We start from the raw sequence: 23,265 nt of genomic DNA on the forward strand, positions 1-23,265 counted from the left end.
ATGGCAACTAATTATAAAACCCCTGGCGTTTATATAGAGGAAATAAGTAAACTGCCTGCATCTATAGCACCTGTAGAAACGGCTATTCCGGCTTTTATGGGCAGAACAGAGTTTGCTAAAGATGAAAATGGAAACAACATTCTGCCTACAGGAGGAAAATTGCCAACACCCATCCGGATTACCTCATTTCTCGATTATCAGAAATATTTTGGGGGAGCCAATTCAGAAACAGCGGTTTTCGAAACCAGCGGAATTCCAACCATAACCGATACAGAAGTTGCTGGCAAGGTAGTAAAACGCGTAATTACCTGTAATGCTAAAAATAACGCTGCAAGTGGTAAATACATGTACTATGCCATACAAATGTTTTATGCAAATGGTGGTGGTCCTTGTTATATAGTTTCGTGCGGCGATTATGATGTAACTTCAACCATTACAACCGTAAAAGCCAAGGCCTGTTTAGATGCAATAGCAAAAGTGGATGAACCAACCATGCTCATTTTTACCGATAAGCACACTTCATTTGGTGCTACTTCAGGCTATAAAGATGCCTACGATTATGCTTTGGCACAATGTGCTAAATTGCAGGATCGGATTGCCATTTTTGATGCCTGGGTACTATCTGATTCTCCTTTTACCGATGCTGGAGTGATTAGAGATGATATCAGTGCCGAATATTTAAAATATGGTGTGGTTTATTATCCTTGGTTACAAAGTACTTTAAGCTACGGCTACAGCGACTCTATTGTGGTAAAACATCTGGTAAATGGGGCTAACGGACCGTACAACGATGCAACTTTATCAGCCATAAAAGCAATGGATTTAAATACTTATCGTGCCTTAACAAACGAGATGGATAAAAACGTAATTGATTTACCACCATCGAGTGCTGTTGCAGGTATAATGGCCCGGGTTGATAACAATCGCGGCGTGTGGAAGGCGCCAGCCAATGAGAGTGTAAAAATGGTTACCGGACCATCTTTAAAAGTGACGGCACAACAGCAGGAAACACTAAATATAGATCCAACTACAGGTAAATCGATCAATGTAATCCGCTTTTTTACAGGCAAAGGTACATTGGTTTGGGGTGCCAGGACATTGGCCGGAAACGATAATGAATGGCGGTACATTTCAGTAAGGCGTTTTTACAATTTTGTAGAAGAAAGCGTTAAAAAAGCTACAGAATTTGTTGTTTTCGAACCAAATGATGCCAATACCTGGTTGCGCGTAAAAGCCATGTGCGAGAATTTTTTAAACCAGTTATGGCGCCAGGGTGCATTGCAGGGGGCAAAGCCCGATGATGCCTACTTCGTTCGCATTGGCTTAGGTATTACCATGACTTCTCTCGATATTTTAGAGGGCAGAATGAATGTAGAGATCGGTATGGCGGCTGTGAGGCCGGCAGAATTTATCATCCTGAAATTTTCACATAAACTACAAGAATAATTCATCATAAATTATAAAATTATGGCAAATACTTATCCATTACCGGTATTTCACTTTCAGGTGGAATGGGGCGGCTCGCGAATTGGTTTTACAGAAGTTAGTGGTTTAACGGTAGAAACACAATCGATAGATTATCGTGAAGGAAACTCACCCGAATACCATGTTACCAAAATGCCGGGAATGCAGCAGTACACTGCAATTTCGATGAAAAGAGGTATAACCAAGGGTGATAATGAACTTTTTCAATGGTTTAATACCGTGAGTTTAAATAAAATAGAACGGAGAGACCTTACCATCAGCCTACTGAACGAAAGTCACGAACCGGTGGTGGTTTGGAAAGTTAGGCAGGCCTGGCCATCAAAAGTAGACGGACCAACACTAAATTCTACCGGTAACGAGGTGGCCATAGAAACAGTTGAGCTGGCACATGAAGGTTTAAGTATTGAATTTACCTAGGTTATATGTTCACTATATCCAATTCACCAGCGTCAAACCCTCCTGTTGGATTTCATTTTCTATTGCAGATAGAGGGCTTGTCTTATGATGGCGTAGACGATATAGGTTTTACAGATGCCACCGGTTTAGAATCGAGCATTGCTACTGAAGAATATAAGGAAGGTGGAGAAAACCGCTTCGCGCATAAACTCCCAACGGCAATAACCTACAGTAACCTTACACTAAAACGTGGTTTGTTATTTAACTCTAAGGCAATGCAGTGGTTTAAAGAATGTGTAGAAAGTTTTACGTTTAGCCCGAAAGATATTACGTTGATTTTGCTTAACGATGAGCATCAACCCTTACAGGCCTGGAATTTTGTTAATGCATATCCAATTCGGTGGTCGATAGAAGGCTTTAATGCACAACAAAATGGCTTGGTGATCGAAAGTATCGAGTTTGCCCATCAATATTTCAGGCGGGTAGAAATTTAAAGGATTAAAATATGCCAGTAGAAATTAGAGAATTAAACATTACCGCAACGGTAACAAATAACATAGCCGGATCTAAACTTCCTAGCGGAACAGGGCAGACGGCTACAGATAAGAAAATGAAAAAGGCATTGGAGGAGTTGAGATTACAGATCAAAAATAAGAATGAGAGGTAACTATGGCTTTAAGTCAGCTTCATGATGAATTGGGCAATTTAGAAAAACTCGTAATAGATGTTTATTCTGACAATAATTTTTCGGGTTCGCCAATCGAAACTTTTAAGGTATTGTACAATCCCAATACTTATTTTATCGATTACAAAAATGAACTCGATCAGGATGCACCCGTAAATGCTGCTGATGGTGTTGGCGAGTTTAAATCAACAAGAGGGAAAGAGTTAAACCTCGATTTATTGTGGGATGCTACATCAGCTTCTTATTCAGGTAACTCTACTTTTCAGGCTGATGTTCAGAATGATAAAACAGTACATAAAGTAATCGAAAAATTTATCGATACCTGTTTTAAAATTAAAGAAGATACCCATCAACCGAATTTTTTAAAGATACACTGGGGCGAACTCACTTTTCAGGGAATGTTAACCGCTGTTAAAGTTACCTACACCTTGTTCGATAATACCGGAAAACCATTAAGAGCGAAAACAGATTGCACTTTTACCAGCTATACGTCCCTTACTGAGCAATCTAACGAACAACGCCGAAGTTCGCCCGATTTAACGCATTACAGAAATGTTGAGGGCGATAATTCGCTTCCATTAATGACTTACAATATTTATAAAACCGATAGATATTACTTAGAAGTGGCCAAAGCCAATAAACTGAACAATTTTAGGAAATTAAAACAAGGACAAAACATTTCATTTCCACCGATTGAAAAATAATCTACCATGCCAGCCAACTCAGGAGTACAAAGCTTTAGCATTACCGTAAACGGACAAGTTTTACCCGATGCTGTTGGTATTTTAGAAATTGTGGTAACCAATTTGGTTAATGCCATACCTAAAGCTAAAGTGGTAGTGATGGATGGTAGTGCGGCTGCGCAAAATTTCAATTTAAGCAATGGAACCAATTTTATTCCTGGGGCCGAAATCAGCATTGCTGCTGGTTACAGTGGCGAAAATGAAGTGATATTCTCTGGTTTAATTATCAGCCAGACCATTAGGGCTAACGAAGATGGAAGCCAAATGGAAATAGAATGTAGGGATAAAGCCGTTAAACTTACCGCAGGGCGAAAAAACAAGATATGGGAAGACGCAAGTGATAGCGATGCAATAACCGATCTGGTTGGCCAGAATGGAATTACAGCTGATATTAACGGATTGAATTTACAGCATAAACAACTCGTACAATTTAATTGCAGTAACTGGGACTTTATTGTTACCAGGGCCGAGCTAAACAGTGCTTTGGTTATAACCGAAGCGGGGAAATTAACTATTGGGTTGCCCAATGCCAGTCAGGAGAGTACTGCAACTTATACCTACGGATCGGAGATTTATGATTTCGAAGCCCAGATGGATGCTAGAACCCAATATCCACAGGTATTAATCAAGAACTGGAATTATACCAATCAGGAAGTAAAAGAAGGCACATCAGCTGCAAAATCTTTGCCTCAGCAAGGTAATATTTCTGGCGATGATTTGGCCGAAGTGTTGGGCTGGGAAGATAACAGCTTATATCATTCGGGTAATGTAGCCGAACAGGAATCGACCGAATGGGCAACAGCACAATTGTTTAGAAGCAGGTTGAACAGGGTTATCGGAAATTTTAGGGTGCAGGGCGATAACAAGTTAAAACCCGGGATTATAGTTGAATTATTAGGTATAGGCGAAAGGTTTAGTGGGAAATGTTGGGTTACAGGCGTAATTCACAGCTATTCTGGTGAAGCTGCCTGGTACAGCCATGTTCAGTTTGGCCTTGATCAAAAATTGCATAGCTACAATTTCGATGATATTGTAGAAAAACCAGCCACTGGAATCATTCCACCAGTTAATGGTTTGCAGATTGGCATTGTTACCCAATTGGAAAACGATCCCGACGGTGAAAATAGAATACGGGTACGTTTGCCCACTGTCGAAAATAAAGGCGATGGCATTTGGGCAAGATTGGCCAGTGTAGATGCAGGAAAAGAACATGGATGGGTTTGGAATCCTGAAATAAACGATGAGGTGATTATTGGTTTTATAAATGATGATCCCCGTGATGCGGTGATTCTGGGAAGATTGTATAGCAGTTCATTTCCGCCTCATCTAGAAGCAAAAGACGATAATTATTTGAAAGGATTATCTACCAGATCAAAACTTCAGGTATTGTTTGATGATGAAAAGAAGATCATAAAGATAGAAACACCTGGAGGCAATTTTATTACACTCGATGAAGATCAGAAACAGATTGCCATTCAGGATATTAACGGGAATAAAATAGAGATGAGCGAGGATGGGATTAAGATAGAAAGTATTAAAGATATCATACTAAAAGCATCAGGCGATTTTAAAATAGATGGAACCAATATTACCGCCAATGCCAACGCACAGTTAAAATTAAGTGGAAGCGCGGGTACCGAAATAAGTTCATCGGCCATTACAAAAGTTAAAGGAAGTATGGTGCAGATAAATTAAAAAAAATATGGCAAACGCAGCAAGAGTTACCGATACCACAAACCATGGTGGAACAATTATAGGTCCTGGTGTACCTACAGTATTAATTGGAGGGATGCCTGCCTGTGTAGTTGGCGATAACCATGTATGTGTATTGCCGCCAAATAGCCACCAGCCTACTGTAAGCCCTTTTTCGGCCGGAAGTGCAACAGTATTGATAGGTGGTTTACCAGCAGTTAGAACAGGAGATATCTGTATATGCGGTGCGAGTGCAGTGGTTGGATGTCCAACGGTTTCAATAGGTTAAGAAATGGATAAAGAAAGCAATTTTTTAGGTAAGGGATGGGCCTTTCCGCCAGAAGTTATCAAATATAAAGGTACAAGCCGTTTTGCTACCAATATGGTAAGTGATGTAACTGATATCAACCAAAGTCTCGAAATTTTATTTGGAACGGCAGTTGGCGAAAGGGTGATGCAGACAGAATATGGCTGCAATGTTGATGATATGATTTTCGAACCCATTAATGTTACACTGGTAACGCGCATAACAGAAAGGATTAGAAGGGCAATAATTTATTACGAGCCGCGCATTAAGCTCGATAAACTTGATGTTTTTAAGAATGTTGAGTTTGGGGTAATCAATCTGGTGGTAGAATATACCATTAGAAGCACCAATACCCGGAACAATATTGTTTACCCGTATTATTTAACCGAAGGAACAAATATTTGAAAAAATGAGCACCAATTGCAATAAAAATACTGCACCAAGAAATGGAACCAACCGTTTAAACCGCTTGCCAAAAGCTTTGGATGCATCTTTTGTTGCCATTGATGAAAGAAGTAAAGCAAGCCTTTATCAATTTTGCGAAAGCTTGGCTGCTTACATTAACCATTATTATTATGATGGAATAGAGAAAGACACCGATTGGAAAGGTGTTTTTAACATTAATGAAGTTAAAGAGGATGGAACATCGGAACCACATTTGGCTCTTTTCGATTCATTTTTGGATTTGTATGCAATAGCTCAAAAAGACCTCAACCAATTTACTGGCAAACACCTTGATTATTTTTTTGAAACCGTTTTGGGATTCGAAAAAAAGGCAGCCGAGCCCGATAAAGTATATTTAATTGTAGAATTGGCAAAACACATTTCGCAATATATATTAAACGATAAAACTGAATTTAAAGCTGGCAAAAACAGTAAAAAACAAGAACAGTTTTATAAGCTGTTATCTTCCTTTAGCTTTAGTCATGCGCAGGTAGTCAGCTTAAAATCTATATTGGTTGATCAAACTGAAAAAACTAAAATTTACGCTTCTCCAATAGCCAATTCGGGTAATGGCAATGGTGGCGAACTGGCCAATCAGGATGGAAGCTGGGATACTTTTGGCAACACTGACAGAAGTAAAGCCCATATTGGTTTTGCCATAAGCTCTCCGTTGTTTAGAATGGCCGAAGGCAAACGCAAAATAACACTTACCTTTTCCTATCGTGCGCCTTATCTTGCAGCGCCTGTAATTAAACCCGAAAATTTTAAAGCGAGTATTACCGCAGAAAAAGGGTGGATAGCGGTAGACATTACTGCAGTATCTTTTACTACTACCAGTGTACTCGAAATTGTGCTCTTGGCCGATGAAAGCAAACCTAAATTGGTCGATTATAGCCAAAAACTTCATTTAGAAGATTTCAGAACGGATTTTCCGATATTGAAGATAGAAATATTATCAAGCCCAAACATTTATACCAGCTTAAACTTTGCCGCAATAGATAGTTTAGCCATTAAAACGGATGTACAGGGAGTTAAAAATCTATTTGTGCAGAACAGTTTAGGTAAACTTGATGCTGCTAAACCCATGGAGATTTTTGGTCCGATTCCCAGTGTAGGCGCTAATTTTTATATAGGCAGCAATGAGGTTTTTCAACATGATCTTAGCAGTTTAAAGCTAAATTTTGAATATTTAGGTTTACCTACCGTTCCTTTTGTTACATATTACGAGCTTTATACCAATTTGGCTAATGCTAGCAATGGCCGTGATGCAACCAAATATGTTAACAATAGTGATTTTAAAGCCGAAGTTTCCTTTCTCTTACACCGCAATTGGATAAATGCTACATCGGCAGAGGTTGCACTTTTTAGTGCAGCAGATACAGACGCACCCAACGAAAAGTTTACTGCAGATTTAAATATACCAGATACTTTCGATGCAGATTATAAGACAAAAGTAAATGATGCTTATAACCTTGAGACCGAACGTGGCTACCTAAAACTTAAATTTACCAAAGGTACATTTGGCCAGGCCGATTATCAATTGGTATTTAGTACAGCGGTAATTGGTAAAACCACGGTGCCTAAATTGCCAAATCCACCATATTTACCGCTTATCCAGAATCTAACGATCGATTATAGCTGCACTGCCACCATAAACCTTTCAGTAGCTGGTGATGTTAAGTCAACTTACGATAACCGTATACACAGGTTCTATTTTATTGAGCCTTTCGGCCTTGCCGAAGCACATCCCTTTACACACGGCTCTGTATCGTTACTTCCTGCCAAATCCAATGAGGGTGAGTTATACATTGGCTTAAGTGATGCAGTTGTTCCGCAAAATTTAAGTTTATTGTTACAGGTTAGTGAGGGTAGTGCCAATCCCGATTTTGATAAAGCTATAGTAACATGGGCTTATCTTCAACATAACATCTGGAAAGAATTTAAAAACATAGAGATTTTAAGGGAGCAGACAAACGGATTGTTAACCACAGGCATATTTACCTTAAATATTCCTAAAACTATAAATATCGATAATACTTTATTGCCAACCGGCCTGCTGTGGCTAAGGGCCTCAGTAATAAGCAATGCAGCTGCAGTGTGCGATATTATCTCCATTATTGCTCAAGCCAGTGAGGCTCAATTTGCTGTTTATGATGATATTGTGCCCGAAAAAATAGCCATCGAAGCAGGGGTGATCGCCAAGCTAAAAGAACCAGATAGTGCAGTTAAAAAGGTGGTTCAACCTTATGGTTCTTTTGATGGTAAGGCAATAGAAAGTGGTAATGAATATTATTTAAGGGTTAGCGAAATTTTACGGCATAAAAGAAGATCCATCACACTGTGGGATTACGAACACCTTATTTTAGCCCAATTCCCGAATGTGTACACCGCAAAATGTATTAACCATACCTTTTACAATGGAAATGTAGGCAGTTATAATTCTTTATCGCCTGGCCAGGTAACCATTATCGCGGTGCCCGATATTTCGATCAGCAATGCGCCAAATCCATTACAGCCAAAAGTTTCTAAAAACACATTAGAACAGATTAAAACCTATCTGGCCAAAACCAATTCGGTATTTGCAAAGCTAAATATTCAAAATCCAATATTTGAAGAAATCAAGCTTCATTTTCACCTCAAACTCCGTGATGGATACGAAGAAAATATTTATCTGCCCAAACTTAAAACACAGCTTAAGTCACTTTTGGCCCCTTGGACAAGCAACGCTGCTACGCAGATGGAATTTGGGGGTAAAATAGAAAAATCGACCATTATCTATCAGCTCGAAAAGTTAGACTATGTAGATTACATTACCTGCGTTAAAATGTATTTATTTAGGCCAGTGGGTTTAGAAGATATATCGACAAAAGATTTAGAGACAGCAGAAACAGCCACAGCGGCAAGTATTTTAACGGCCTATCCCGAGCACAGCATCATCAATATTAATGATATCCCTGGAATCAATAATCCGGATTGTGAATGTGCCGATTGCAATGACAACGCAATAACAGATAGTAAATTTATTCCAATTAACGAATGCGGTTGTAATTAAATGAGCGATTTAAAAACCATATCGAAAAATAATCTGCAACAGGATAGCATGCAGTTTGATAAGCTGCGTGAAATTGGTATAAACCGCATTCAGGCTTTAAGTAAAAGCAATTGGAGCGATTATAATCTTCATGATCCAGGGGTGACAACACTCGAAACACTTTGTTATGCCATAACAGATTTAGGTTACCGTCTAACTTTCGATATGCAGGATTTGCTTGCCAGTGATCCAAATTCTGCCGATGCTGAAATAGATTTCCGTAATTTTTTTACCGCAAGGCAGATATTGCATAATGCTCCCGTTACCATTAAAGATTTTAGAAAATTGTTGATGGATGTAGCGGTACAGGCAGGAACAGAAACTTTAGGTATTAAAAATGCCTGGGTAATCCCTGCTGATGAAGCCGAGATGAAACTTTATGTAAATCAGTTACAACAGAAATTAGACTATTTCCCAACCGCTACTGATGGAACCGGATTTTTTGTTAAAGGACTTTATAATTTTCTGATCGAATTTGATCAGTCGGTAACCTACGGCGATTTAAATTCCAATTCTATTTCTGCTATATACATCATCAATAATTTCGCACCCGATCCATTATTGGAAGGGGTAGAAATAAAGGTAGAAATTCATTTTCCCCGCTGGGATGATTTAAGTGTCGATTTTAACGATGATGCCGCAATAATTGCGAAAATTAAAAGCCTGAAAATAAAGGCCAATGAATTGCCTGATGATTATAAATTGATTGATAGCAACGATGCTGACCACACGGTTACCCTTGCTGGTACCAAGACTGTTGCCGAAGTTCCTATTGCTCTTGTAGGCCTTGATGCAATTGATGAAGATTTAAATCACTTCATTTTTAATGCGCCCAATGGATTATTACAAACTTACAAACGTAAAATAGGCGTAATAAAAAGCATTATAAAAAAGGCTGAAGATAGGTTGAATGATAACCGGCCACTTTGTGAAGATTATTTAAATACCAGGGCGCTCAAAGTAGAAGAAATTGCCATTTGTGGAGATATAGAAATAGATCCTTTTGCTGATGCTGCAACCGTAGCTGCCGAAATTTATTTTCAAATTGCACAGTTTCTATCGCCCGATGTATATTTCTACAGCTTGCCCGATATGAAAAACAAGGGAAAAGCTACCGAAGATATTTTTGATGGCCCGGCTTTAGAACATGGTTTTATCGATGACGATGAACTTAATGCTTCCGAACAAAAATGTACCATTCATGTAAGCGATCTGATCAGGATAATCATGGATGTTAAAATTGATGGCAAACAGGTTGTTCAATCGGTTAGCGGGTTGCAATTGGCCAACTTTCCAGAGGATAATGTACTTAATATATCAAAGAAAAACGTTAAATGGTGTCTTTCATTAGCGATTGATCAATTTTACGTACCCCGCTTATCCACTAATCTTTCTAATTTATCTTTCTACAAACACAACCTTCCCTTTTCGTTTGATAAAGATGAAATGGAAGCAAAATATAAAGCACTTTTTGCCCAGTCGAGGAAACGTTACCCTGTAAACCCAATTTTAGATTACGCGTTGCCAGTGGGCGACTGGAGAGAAATTACAGATTATACCTCGATACAACAAGATTTTCCACTGGTTTATGGCGTAGGTTCTGACGGGATCCCGAATTTGCCAAATACTGACGATGAAAGAAATCTTCGGATAACCCAGGCCAAACAGTTTAAGGGTTTCTTGTCGTTTTTTGATCAGTTGTTATATGGTTATCTGCAACAGGTTAATGGTTTAAAAGCACTGTTTAGCTTAAACCAGGAGTTGGATGAATTTGGTCAGCCTTTGTTGAATAAAACGTACTTCAGCGAACCCTTGAAAGCAACTGCGAGTAATGTAGATATTGTGCCCAATGCAACTGAACAAAAAATATTTATTGATGGTTATGCGGAACATTTGCAGGGAATTACCGAAAGTAAAACCGATTTTGAAAAACGCAAAAACCGATTTCTCGATCACCTGTTGGCCCGCTTTTGCGAGCAGTTTAGCGATTATGCCTTAATTGCCTACACCATTGACGGTCAAAGGGCCGGGGCAGAGCTGATAAAAGATAAATTATCGTTTTTAAATGCCTATCCAGAAATTAGTAGTAATAGAGGCAAGGCATTTAATTACCGCAATGAACTTACCTGGTTTTATAAAAATGTTTCGGGTTACGAAAAAAGGGTAAGCCTCCTGTTGGGGATTGATGCTAAAAGGGCAGAAGATTTACATTTTTCTAAAGCGTTTAGAATCTTACCTGTATCCGCTAGCTGGAATATCGAAACCAAGGTATTAACCAAAGTTCTTTTTGAGGGTATTGGTAGTTTTGCAGATGTACTGGATGCAAAGTCTGCTATGGAAGAATTGATCAGTGCTGCAGTACACATCAATAACTATAAAATTGTGGCAGGTAGCGTTGCCGGTAAATTTCAGGTTTTGCTTTTGGCCGATTTAATCAACGAAAAGGTTATTGCAAAAAGTAAAAATACCACACTAACCTTATCTATGGCCAATACATTAATTAATAGTCATATTGATTTGTGTACTAAAGAGTTATGTGATCAGGTTTTGTCAAGCCGTAAAAACTTAACACCACCGGTTTTAAATTATTTCGAAGTGCTTTCACATACCGTTAACAATACCACAACACCATTTCTGCATAAAATTGAGTATCAATTATTTGATAAACCTGCTGAAGACGCTGCTAGAAAAGTAATACTAACCGGCGAAATTGAAGGGCCGGAAGTTAAAGGGATTGACGCAGCTGAAACGATAACGGATACCGAGATGAGTTTGATCTGGAAATTAATCAGATTTGCTGCCGACGAAGATTATTACCGCTGCGAACCGCAAAATGTAACCGTTTACACTCCCAATTACCATTTCGAAGTATTTGATATTTATGATAACATAATTGGAAAGGACAAAGGGAAAAATTACAATTATCCATTGGCCGAAATCATTGAAGATAGCACCTCTTCACCGATAGTTAAGATTGTTGATTCGCTGTCCAATAATGGTACCTATACCGTAAACAATACCGTAGCATTGGGTCCAAACATCAAGGTGGAAATTAATGAAACACTCCCTGATAATTATCCCGACGGAAAATTAAGTTTTACCGAAACATTTAACGCTTATTTATACGAAAATGGCCGTAAGCTAACCATCACCGGAACCGATTTAACCGATAGGTTGCGCATTGGAGATACCATGAGCTTAATTAAGCCTTCAGCAGTTTTAATCGATTTTCAGGTACTAACCATCAGTTTTGCTGATAATAAAACAACCATTATTTCGGATATAGAACTAGATTTTTTAGTGGCACCCAAAGTTACCTATACCAAGTTATTTGCAATTAAAAACGTTACGCCAAAAACAATCGTAATTAGGGCTGGCATGGAGAAACTGGCCATTTCGGATATGGTTGCTTTTTTTAATAAGACATTTATTGATAGAGAAGGTATCCACTTGATTGAACATATCCTGTTAAGACCAAAAAAACGCGATTTTGATAAACTATTAAACATCCATACCGATGTAGATTGTGTACAGTGCAAAATTGCCGATACCTATAGTTTCGTAATGACAGCCGTTTTGCCCTATTGGCCCGACCGTTTCCGCGATCGAAACTTTAGAACTTTTATTGAGAAAACATTGAGGGAAGAATGCCCCGCGCATGTAGTACTCAATGTGTGTTGGATAAACCCTTTGCAAATGGGGCAATTCGAAAAAGCATATAAAAACTGGCTCATTCAAATCAATACCACAAGTGCTGGCGATGCCGAAAGAGTTAAGGCACTTAAAAATTTTATAGAAATAATACAAGATTTAAGGAGTGTTTATCCATCCGGAAAGCTGCACAGTTGCAACGAAAACGAAGTGCAGAAAAACCCGCTCATTCTAAATCAAACTAACATTGGCATTTTTTAACTAATCTAGCTATGGAACTCATTAATAAAACAACGGTTTTTGAAGAAAACCAGGTACTTACGGCAGGTCAGCTTAATACCATGCAACAGTTCTTGTTTCAGGAAAGCAGATTAACCAGGATTAGATTGATTGGTAGAGGGATTGTTTGTGGCCTGCATGCAACTTTTGGTGTGAATACGGTTCATATCTCAAAAGGGGTGGGGGTTACCTCCTGGGGCTTTCTAATTTCGCTGGGCGAATGCGGTTTAACACATTTTAAGCCATATACTTTACCTGATGGATTAGATTATAAATATTTTAATAATGCTCCACTTTTAGAACTGGTTACTGCTGAAAATGCCGCTGCGGTGGCGGCCACACCAATTAATGCCTCGTTAATTTTAAGTGATTATGTGGTTGTGCTGTTTCTAGAATCGGCAGCAAGGGATCTTAAAAGCTGTTTAGGTAAAAGCTGCGATGATTTAGGTAAAGAAAATACTTTCACCGTGCGTAAATTACTGATTAAGATAACAGACCTCATCGACATTAATAGCTTTAATAAAAATAAAGGCGGAGCGATGTACCCCGCGCTCTATAATTTAGAAACAATCGAATATCCACGGGCATTAATTACATCTATTGCAGCGACCAATTACCCTGCTTTAATTAATGCATATTTGAGTCCGGTTGCGGCCATATTAGAAAAACTCACCAAACAGTTAGGCATAATCTATAAAGAATTGCCTGCATTGGCGCGTCATTTTCCAGGAGTTGATTTCGATAATGTCCGATCGATGTGGGAAGGGAAATTGATAGATCTCTCCGTTCAGTATTTAAGCGGAAAGGCTTACGGATTTCAATATGTGTATGATGCTTTTGAGGATATCATAAAATCGTACGAGGAATTACGCTGCATCGCCATGCATCTGCACAGTGTTTGTTTACCCGATGAAGATGCCTTTCCAATGCATTTGATGTTGGGTACAAAGGCTTGTCCCCCTTCTATTTACCGTCAGGAATTTGAATATTCACCTTTATTTAATGAATATAAAGATTGGAGCAAAAAACTGGTTTCGGTTTTTGGAAGAACCTTGACCATGTTAAACGGTTATTACGATTCCTTAACCGAAAAAGGTGAAAGGGGTATTTTGGCTACGCCAAGTAAAGAAAAGTGGCAAAACATTGGTAAGCGTGCATTCCCGATTTATTTCGATCCCAATATTGATGAATTTGAAAAGTATTGGAACGAATCGGTATGTCATGGCTGCGATAACGGCAAACCACTCAGTTATCATTATCAAATGCCTGCAAACCTGCAACAGTATGGTATGAGCAGGTTAGAAGCACCGCTACTGTATAATTTAACCGATACCAGCTTTTTTAGAATGGAAGGCCATTTAGCCATGCCTGAAGATGCAGCCGTTTTGCAGTACAAAAAACTACAGCGCCGGTTTAATCTGCCCTTTAAGGTCCGTTCTATTTTTATGGGTGAAGGTGGAACAGTGAAAACAGTATGCCGTTATCCTGATCTCGATTCGCAATATTTGGTATGGCGAAACGTAATATTATATTATCTCAATAACCTGATCAAATACAGCACCTTGGCTGAAAAAATGGTCGCCCGGTTTGATGATGTAAAAGATGCAGCTAAAGATGCCGTTAGCGGTGTAAATGTTAAAAAAGAAGCTACAGCGCATACAAATGCAGCAGGAAAGGAAACTTTCAGTGATTCGGAAGTTAATGCCGAAAAAAAATCTACGTTCAGCAACATAAACACTGCTTTTATTAAGGCCGGTATGGTTAACGAACGCATCAACCAGGCCAATTATAACAGAATAAACAATAGTAAAGGCAGACTAGAACAAACACCCGACGACTTGCACCGTGAAGTATTGCACCTGGTGGCCCGCTTCAACGATAATATCGAGGAGTTAATCGCAACACTTACTTTAGAGTTTTCTGACTTTGATGAAAACCGTTTTAAATCGTTGTATACAGATTTAATTGTAACCTATGTAAGTGGGATGAAGCTTATGGTCAAAATTATTAATAATGAAGGCAATGTAGAACTAATGGCTTATCTCATGGCTGCCACTTTATTACATAGAGGCTTAAATGTATTGATGATCAGGCCTTATATCAATATTGGTACTTTAACTGATATTAGGTCGCAAAGGAATAAAAGCCTGGCTACCAATATTTCATTTTATGATTATATCCGCAAAGCAGGTGCTGTAGAACATTTGGCAGGTGTTAATAAAGGCAATACCCTGCTGCTATTGTACCATACAGGCAAAGAAATCGAATACCAAACCTTTGGAAAAGTGCCTGAAAATGTGCCGCTAACCCATAAAGAAGCAGAAGTGGCCGAGCTTTTAACAGCCGAAAGGGCAATTAAAGCCAATTACGAAATAAGGTCATCAGAAATAAGAGCACGGATACAGGACCGTGAAAATGAACTGGCCCGGACTGAACTTCAGTTAAATAAGACTTTAGAAAGTAGAACAGTCGAAATAAATAAACGCAAGGTATTAAGCGGCGATGAAATCAAAAAAGAAGAATCTGTCTTAAAAACTGAACTGGAAACAAAAAGAAGAGAATTCAAGTCAACAGAAGGTGATCCCGCTAAAATCGAAGCGCTTGAAAAGGAATACAAAGAAAGAATAGTTTTACTGCGAAAAAATACAGAATCGGATAAAACAAAAGAGATCAGCGAACTGACGAAAAAAATAAAAGCTGAATTGGCAGAAAAGCAGAAAAGAGGGGCTGAAGAAATAGAGAAAGCCAGGAAAGAAGAAACTGATGCACAGAAAGAGTACGAAACCCATTTAGCTGCACTTAATGAAAAGCGTAAGGCGGTAGAAAAAGGAACAAAAGAGAAGGAGTTAGAAGAGATTGTAGTAATAGGAACAAAGAAAAACAGAGGTAAATACTTAAGCGGATTCGAAGCAAAGTTTAATGAACATTATGATAAACTGGTTGAAGAAATTGGTAAAGAGGGTTTAAAGAACATTTCTTCGAACATAATCGCCGATTTTACCCTTTACGAAGATGACGGTTGTTGCGAATGCGATGCGAAAGATTACCGCAATAAAGAGCTTACACCATTGGTGGTGCCCATTTCGCGTTTTGTGGTGTATAATCAAAGTAGGGTAAATACCGCTAAGGTTCAGGCGCTCAATAATTTATATCACCCAGGAGAATATAAGGTTATTGTTAAAAGCGACCCGAGTTTAGGTTCAGTAAGCTTTGAAGAAGAAATTTATGAGCCTAAACCAAATCTGAAAAAACAGATCTTGGTTTACAGCCTTGATCCGAAAAAGGTAGCAGAGAATAGTAAGGCAAGGAGATCGATTATTGCCATAGATGAACTTGAATATGCCGTAATTGAAAGGGAAACTGGCGAAGAGGTAGGCGCAGCAAAAATTACTTTCTTTATTGGCATGGGCAGAATCCAGAAAGAAACGTATTTAATAAAGGGGAGGGTTGCTTTCGCGCAATCTTACAGGATAGAGATTTTTGACGAAAAGGGTAGCCAAATCTTGTATTCACAAACACCAAATGGTGAAAATTACAGTATAAGTGTAGCACCAGGTAATTATTTAATGAAGGTTACCTCAGCTGTATATGGCCTTCAAGAAAGACAAACGAGTGTAAAAGATGCAGATGTGACTGAAAATTTTGAGTTTGGAAAAAATTAATAGTTTAAGAAAATGAACAAACACCTTATCCAATCGCAAAAGTTGATGCTCACTGTTGATAATCAACAGGATTGGGAAAAGGTGCAGGCAGAAATCGGCCATTTCTGTAAAACCAGATTGCCAGAAATCTTCAATACAATTTTCGATGAATTTGCCTTAAATAATACCATTCGCATCGATAAATTAGATATCGATTTGGGTGATTTATCTTTAGATAAGTTGATTCAAAATATTGAAGAACAAATCATTATTCAAATCTATGGCTATTTTAAAAATCACAACTTTAATAAACTAAATGCTGGTGTTGTTTTAGATAAGGAACTCGGTTTGTTTCTTGAAAATCTAGAGTATCACCCTGAAACACTTTTAAAACATAACTCAGGTTTATCCGCTAATAGTGGTAATGTTGTTCATGATTATGAATCGCTGGCTTTTTATTGCCAAACAGGTTTAAAACCCTGGTGGTTACCTTCTGAAATTGCTTTTAAACCCTCTGAAATTTTATTAAAGCGTTTTAATTTTGATCGAAATCTTTTCTATCAATTTATTGTAACGTTAAAGCACAATTCCAATAGTTATAATAGATTAATCCAGCTCATTAGCAAGCAGTCGTTTTTTTATCAGTACCATCATTTTAAAACAGATACAGTTATTTTAAAGTATTTTGAACCAAATATTAAACCTAATTTATTTAATGTTATACTTAAGTATTGGCTTGATGGTTTAAAACAAAATAATCACATACAGGATACAGAAGATTTTGGACTTTGGCTTTTCTCTCTGGTACAGCATATGCCATCATTGAAACCAGCTTTAGTAGATTGTATTGAGTTAAGTATCTTTACCGTACAGCTCAAAAAAGAAAAGTTGGTACTCCCGCGTTTTAACAAATTACTAGCGGCCGTTGCAAACAGTAAAGCATTGCCCCAACCTGAATTAATTATAGAAGAGGAAGTAAGTAAAACCGTTAAAGTAAAGCAAAGGAAAGTACTGGATGATGCATCTATCCTGATCGAAAATGCAGGTCTGATTATTTTGTATCCATATTTTAAAAATTTGTTTAATGTTTTGCATTTACTTAATGCCAATCAGTTTGTTGATGAAATGTGCAGGCATAAGGCAATAGTGTATTTGCATTATTTAGTTTATAACGAAATGCCTGAAGATGAAAGCAGGTTAATTTTTAATAAGATATTGTGTGGGGCAGACCCCGAAGTGGTAATAAAACTCAACGAGATCGCATTTACTGAAGACGAATTAAGTCAGAGTACCGAATTAAAAGCAACGGTGATCAAACATTGGACAAAATTAGGTTCCACTTCGATAGAAGGTTTAACCCAAACATTTTTAATCCGGAATGGGAGTTTAATTTTTCGGGAGGGCAATTATAATTTACATGTAGAAAGAAAAGGATTAGATATTTTATTAGACACTTTACCTTGGTCATTATCCATAATACGCTTACCATGGAACAATTATTTGATAAATCTGAACTGGTAAACACCACGCTTTTACGTGGAAATGCTGATGCACTTTTGGCCGAGTTAAACTGGTTCGAAAAGGTGTTACAATTGCGTAGTGCAATAAATGCAGGCAGTGTTGCTGCAGGTACAAGCATTTTTAATGTGCAACCACCAGATTTAAGTGCTTTTGATTCTACTTATGCCAGGTTTTTAACCCAGCACCAACTTAAGTTTGCTGATCGTTTTTTGCTTTTTTTAGCAATGGTGAGTCAGATAAAGCCCCAATGTTTAGATATATTTTTGGTTACTAATCCGCAAACCGGACAGATATTTACTGAATTCGGAGGGAAAAAGGGGAATGTATTCAGTGGCTTTTTACCTACGGCAGAAACGTTCTTGTTTTTGCTGGCATCTGATAACTTAATGTTGCGCTTTGATTTACTAAAACTTTTTGATGCCAGAAATCCACTTTTTGCCTTAAACGTTCTGGAATATGAACCACTTCCGCCAGGCGAACCCATTTCGAGTATTCCCTTACATATTAATAAAAACTGGTTCGAAGAGTTTACCACAGGCGAAAGGAGTAAACCTCGGTTTTCGGCCGATTTTCCTGCCCATTTGATCGAAACCAATATGGAATATAGTGACCTGGTTTTACCTGATCACACAATAGAACATCTAGAATTGTTAAACTCCTGGTTGACACATAACGTTACCATGATGAATGATTTGGGTTTGAAACATAAATTAAAGCCAGGTTTTAGAACGCTTTTTTACGGACAGGCCGGGACAGGAAAATCATTAGCTGCAGCTGTTTTGGGTAAAAAACACAATTTACCGGTTTACCGCATCGATTTAAGTAGGGTGGTTAGTAAATACATTGGTGAAACGGGTAAAAATTTAGCAAAAGTTTTTGATGCTGCCGAAAACCAGGGATGGATACTGTTCTTTGATGAAGCAGATGCCCTTTTTGGAAAACGTACAAATGTAAGCGATGCGCGGGACAAGTATGCTAACCAAGAAACAAGTTATTTGCTGCAGCGGATCGAAGATCATAACGGGTTGGTAATACTGGCCAGTAATTTTAAACAGAATATTGATCAGGCATTTTTGCGCCGCTTTCAATCGGTTATCGAATTCCCTATGCCTCAGGTAAATCAGCGGACCGTTCTTTGGGAGCAAGGATTTTCTCCGTTTACCAAACTGGAAGAAAAAGTAAATTTAAATGAGATTGCCCAAAAATTCGAACTTACAGGTGGTGTAATCATTAATGTAGTGCAGTATGCAACCATGCAGATGCTTAAAGATGGAGGCAAAGAAATCAGACAAAAAGATATTATAGAAGGTATTAAACGCGAATTAAAGAAATCTGGACGAACATTATAGCAATGAGTACTGCATTGGCATATGGAAATTCTCAAGCTAAGTCTGTTACACATAGCAGGCCTGGGGCTGGTTGTGTTCAGGCTAAACTAAAAGTGGGCGCCGTAAACGATCCGCAAGAGAAAGAGGCCGACCAAGTTGCCGAACGGGTAATGCGAATGCCGTCTAATACAGGTTTTGCGATGTCGGGTTCTGGTACCGCTACCTCAGGGATGAGCGTGCAGCGTAAATGTTCGAGCTGTGAACAAGATAAAAAGGTATCCAGGAAAGAAAAATCAGTAATGAGAACCCTTGCAAGGCCTTCAATCCAGCGCAAGTGTTCCAGTTGTGAAAACGAAAAGAAAGCATCTAGAAAAGAAAAATCTAAAATAAATGAACCGCCTAAGTTGCAGCGCAAATGTGCAAGTTGCGAAAATGAAGAAAAAGTATCGCGTAAAGAACAAGAGATAGATGAACCTAAGTTGCAGCGTAAATGTTCCAGTTGTGAAAATGAGGAAAAATTATCACGAAAAACTGAAGAACTTAAAGAAATAGATCAACCAGAGGTACTGCAAGCCAAATCAGAATCGGCTTCTGCTGCTGGAGGCAATGCACCATCGAGTGTGCAATCTGGTATTGCCGCCACAAGGGGTGGAGGAACCACTTTACCTGGGCATGTTAGTCGCGATTTAGGCAGTAAAATGGGGGGCGATTTTTCGGGAGTAAGAATACATGATACCTCCCACGCTGCTAAAATGAATAATAGTATTAATGCCCGGGCATTTACTGTTGGCAATAATATTTATTTTAACAAAGGTGAATATAATCCAAACTCACAAAGTGGAAAATTTTTGTTGGCACATGAGTTAACGCATACCATGCAACAAGGGGCATCTCCAGAAATACAAAGATATAGCTGGGATGAGTTTGCCAATGATGTAGCCGGTGGTGTTGATGCGGTAGGTGAAGGATTGAGCGATGCGGCTGGTGCTGTTGGAGATGCCGCAAGTGCTGTAGGTGGAGCAGTATCTGATGCTGCAGGTGCAGTTTACGATGCAGGTGTAGATGCAATAGATTGGCTTGCAACCCAAGCGGGGCAGGCCGCACAGGCATTGGCAGATGCTTTTGGTGTAGATGTAAGGATAACCACCAGTGGTTTAGAAATTGATATTCCTGGAGGTTGCCCGTTAGATGGCCATAGTCAGCAGTTTACATTAGACGCCATGGAACAGGATTTTATGATCCCAATTTTTGCCATGCCAATCGCTCCTGATGTTTTCATTTCTGGCGAAGTAGGGCTTACAGGAAGTATTACACCAGAAGTTCAGGTACAGATAGGACCAATTTGTTTCGATCCAACACATATTTTAATCAATCCTTTAACGAGCAACTACAGCATCAGCGGTGGTATTAGCATTACAAGCGCTTTATCATTAGGTGCAGAATTACGCGGAGGAATAAAAGGTGAACTCAGTTTAAGTGGAATTATACCTGTTGGCCCTGTACCGATACCGGTAAGTATTCCACTAATCAGTGCCGAAGGTGGTCCAGCAGTATTTGTTAGGGCTATCGGAATGCAAACTACACATATTGGTGGCGCACTATCATATGGTGGAGGCACCATTACGGCTAGTCCTGATGTTGATTTTGATCTGGGCATTGCTGCCGATTTATTTGCCGGAGCTTATGCTCAGCTGAGCGTGCTTGGTTTTAACCTTTGCCGGATTTATTGGCAACCGTACGAATGGCATGGCGATGCTGCAGCTTCACTTGGTTTATCAGGTAGTATTAGCGGTGTACCTGGTGTTGGGGTTACAGGTGTGAGCGTAGCTACGCCAACTTTAACAGGTATTCCTTTCGATAATATAGGATTGGCCATAGATCGGAGCCAAGGTTTTACAGATGATTGTCCACTTTTGACCGGCTTATGTGGTATTTTAAGAGCCCTGAATTACCTGCCATCACAAAATGGTGGTAGTTGGGATCCAACAGGTACGGGGCATGGACGTAAATTTGGTCCTGGACCTAGACTTGCAGGCCCTATGGAAGTATATCAAAAAAATCCTGGCATTACAAGCTTGGCCGAATGTAGGGGAGCCTGTGGAGTAAACTGCGATACCTGTGCGCATTTAGGAACAAAAAGAATTCTTGATCCAGTTACTGGAATTACTTGGATATACGACGATTTTCAAGATTGTAATACACATGATGGTTGTAGGCAGCATGATGCCGGATTTGATTGGGCAGCTGATGTTAAAGGAGAAACAGGTGCCTGGGCAATGATTTTACCTTGGCACATGGCTGCGAATATAGAATGTGGTTGTAATAATTTAGCCGGAAACTGTCCGGCATGGGCATTTGGTTTACCACCTTATGATGGAAAAATGTATTTTGCCGCTTCCGCAAAGCCTCTACCACCTGTAGCGCCAGTTGGCCCTGTACCACCTGTAATAACCAGTGATGACCCTATAGGTGAGGTAGGCCCCGATTTTTATCATTACAGCGCAAGAACGCCTTCGGGTAATTTTTCAGCGGGAGTAGAAAGATGGACAGATTACAGAACCAATTGCCGTGCAGAAGCACAGGCTGCAACAGGTGTGCCCGATAATTTTAATTATATTTCTACCTTATCTTCTTCAGTTGCCGATTCGTACATCGATCGTGATCAGTATAATACCAGGTATGCAACTTCTGTAATTTACGGCATTCCGTATCCTTATAATCACTATACTAATCATACCGAAATACCATCAGGCAATTATTCAACAACATCATTAAGTATATTTACATCTAATTGCAGATCGGCTGGTACCTATGGAACGCCAACTGGAAATGAAGAACAGGATTTAGCCAGTTGTGATAGGCATGAACTTCCACCAGATTATTGTGAGCGATTACGCAATAGGGTAATAGATCGTTTTGGAGGTAGAGAAAGAGATTTAGATTTTGATCCTGATAATGATATAGACGAAGGCCGCAGAAGAATTGATGATACGCCTACATCGCCAGAATTTAGACGACTTTTTAACCGTTTGGATAGTTGGGATTATTTTATACAGCGCAGGCATAACGAATGGTACAATGAATTTGATACAAATTTCCAGGTAAAAAGAGATAGGAAAGCCTGGATGGATGAGCTAAAATTAAGGACAGAGGAGTTTAAAGCACAATTTAGAGATCTGCAAAGACAAGATACCCGGGAGCTGATCGATAATTTTGAAAGAGAAGTACTGCATGAAATGGAAGGTAGGATAAGCCAAAGAATTCATGATATTGCCGTTTGGTACAAACAAAAAACTGGCTCTGATGAAAGTTTGGAAGAACTGACGGAAAGAATTCATGCAGAGGGTACCGAATTATGGCGAGACGATTGGAGAGCAGCAATACTGGCTGTTAACCGCGTCTTATCACGGTTATGGCCCCCTGCAAAAAACCAGATTATAAGCTGGGTTGCTGGCCAAAGGGCAGCACATCCTAATGTAGATTTTAGCGGCCCGATAAACGATATAGATTACGTAGGTAGCTTAGCAACTGGCTATAAGGGTGTACCTAAACAATTTGTAAGGTTTAATCCCCGCAATTTTGATGTAGATGCCAACATCGTGGCACTACCCTTAGAGCGGTATGCTGTAGACGTAAAACACATTACGCCGAAACATAACCGTATTTTTACAATAGGGCACGGCACGGATATAACGCCTTTAATTACATTTTGTAATGATGCACATCGTGAAATGACACCAATACCAGGTTACGATGCCAGCGAACAGTTTGATGTTGTTATTGCAGCATCGGCAACCCCTGGCCAGGATAGAACCAATGATGGCATCAATAGGGTATATGCATTACGCAGTCAACTCGAACCTGAACGTTACGCAGCAATGGTAAACGAGTTGAGGGGCGCAGGATTATTGGTAGATGAAGAAGCGGGATGGCGGCTAAAACCAGAACTTTCGGAAGAAGAGATGAACACTTTTAACCAGATATTGGCCCGGTATGAATAAA

General features: G+C 39.1%; 14 protein-coding genes. All 14 read left to right on the top strand.

Annotated elements, in window-relative coordinates; all coding sequences use genetic code 11:
• The 14 genes from EYS08_RS16165 to EYS08_RS26075 all read left to right on the top strand — a co-directional run bounded on the left by EYS08_RS16165 (position 1) and on the right by EYS08_RS26075 (position 23,264).
• Positions 1-1,446: a phage tail sheath family protein gene (locus EYS08_RS16165; RefSeq protein WP_131031003.1), complete on the top strand. Its 1,446-nt coding sequence runs from the start codon at positions 1-3 to the stop codon at positions 1,444-1,446.
• A gap of 21 nt (positions 1,447-1,467) precedes the next feature.
• Complete coding sequence (locus EYS08_RS16170; RefSeq protein WP_131031004.1) at positions 1,468-1,902, top strand: phage tail protein; 435 nt, start codon at positions 1,468-1,470, stop codon at positions 1,900-1,902.
• 5 nt (positions 1,903-1,907) lie between these two features.
• Positions 1,908-2,375: a phage tail protein gene (locus EYS08_RS16175; RefSeq protein WP_131031005.1), complete on the top strand. Its 468-nt coding sequence runs from the start codon at positions 1,908-1,910 to the stop codon at positions 2,373-2,375.
• A gap of 11 nt (positions 2,376-2,386) precedes the next feature.
• Positions 2,387-2,548 carry a DUF5908 family protein gene (locus EYS08_RS25795; protein WP_165456485.1) on the top strand — a complete coding sequence of 54 codons (162 nt, stop codon included), beginning with the start codon at positions 2,387-2,389 and terminating at the stop codon, positions 2,546-2,548.
• 2 nt (positions 2,549-2,550) lie between these two features.
• Positions 2,551-3,270, top strand: a complete 720-nt coding sequence (locus EYS08_RS16180; RefSeq protein ID WP_131031006.1) for a CIS tube protein — start codon at positions 2,551-2,553, stop codon at positions 3,268-3,270.
• A 6-nt stretch (positions 3,271-3,276) separates the two neighbouring features.
• Complete coding sequence (gene vgrG, locus EYS08_RS16185; protein ID WP_131031007.1) at positions 3,277-5,004, top strand: type VI secretion system tip protein VgrG; 1,728 nt, start codon at positions 3,277-3,279, stop codon at positions 5,002-5,004.
• 7 nt (positions 5,005-5,011) lie between these two features.
• Positions 5,012-5,290 (top strand): PAAR domain-containing protein, encoded by a 279-nt coding sequence (locus EYS08_RS16190; RefSeq protein WP_131031008.1) that lies wholly within the window; start codon positions 5,012-5,014, stop codon positions 5,288-5,290.
• 3 nt (positions 5,291-5,293) lie between these two features.
• Positions 5,294-5,713 (top strand): GPW/gp25 family protein, encoded by a 420-nt coding sequence (locus EYS08_RS16195; protein WP_131031009.1) that lies wholly within the window; start codon positions 5,294-5,296, stop codon positions 5,711-5,713.
• A 4-nt stretch (positions 5,714-5,717) separates the two neighbouring features.
• Positions 5,718-8,804 carry a baseplate J/gp47 family protein gene (locus EYS08_RS16200; RefSeq protein WP_131031010.1) on the top strand — a complete coding sequence of 1,029 codons (3,087 nt, stop codon included), beginning with the start codon at positions 5,718-5,720 and terminating at the stop codon, positions 8,802-8,804.
• Positions 8,805-12,755 (top strand): hypothetical protein, encoded by a 3,951-nt coding sequence (locus EYS08_RS16205; protein ID WP_131031011.1) that lies wholly within the window; start codon positions 8,805-8,807, stop codon positions 12,753-12,755.
• An 11-nt stretch (positions 12,756-12,766) separates the two neighbouring features.
• Entirely contained in the window at positions 12,767-16,435 is a 3,669-nt protein-coding gene (locus EYS08_RS16210) for a hypothetical protein (protein WP_131031012.1), read from the top strand.
• A 12-nt stretch (positions 16,436-16,447) separates the two neighbouring features.
• Positions 16,448-17,935, top strand: coding sequence for a contractile injection system tape measure protein (locus EYS08_RS16215; protein WP_131031013.1), 1,488 nt, complete (start codon positions 16,448-16,450; stop codon positions 17,933-17,935).
• Positions 17,902-19,284 (top strand): ATP-binding protein, encoded by a 1,383-nt coding sequence (locus tag EYS08_RS16220; RefSeq protein ID WP_208745878.1) that lies wholly within the window; start codon positions 17,902-17,904, stop codon positions 19,282-19,284. Before EYS08_RS16215 ends, EYS08_RS16220 begins: the two co-directional genes overlap by 34 nt.
• A 278-nt stretch (positions 19,285-19,562) precedes the next feature.
• Positions 19,563-23,264: an eCIS core domain-containing protein gene (locus tag EYS08_RS26075; protein ID WP_394343117.1), complete on the top strand. Its 3,702-nt coding sequence runs from the start codon at positions 19,563-19,565 to the stop codon at positions 23,262-23,264.
• Position 23,265: the final 1 nt, after the last annotated feature.

Source organism: Pedobacter kyonggii, assembly GCF_004310665.1.
GTDB lineage: Bacteria > Bacteroidota > Bacteroidia > Sphingobacteriales > Sphingobacteriaceae > Pedobacter > Pedobacter kyonggii.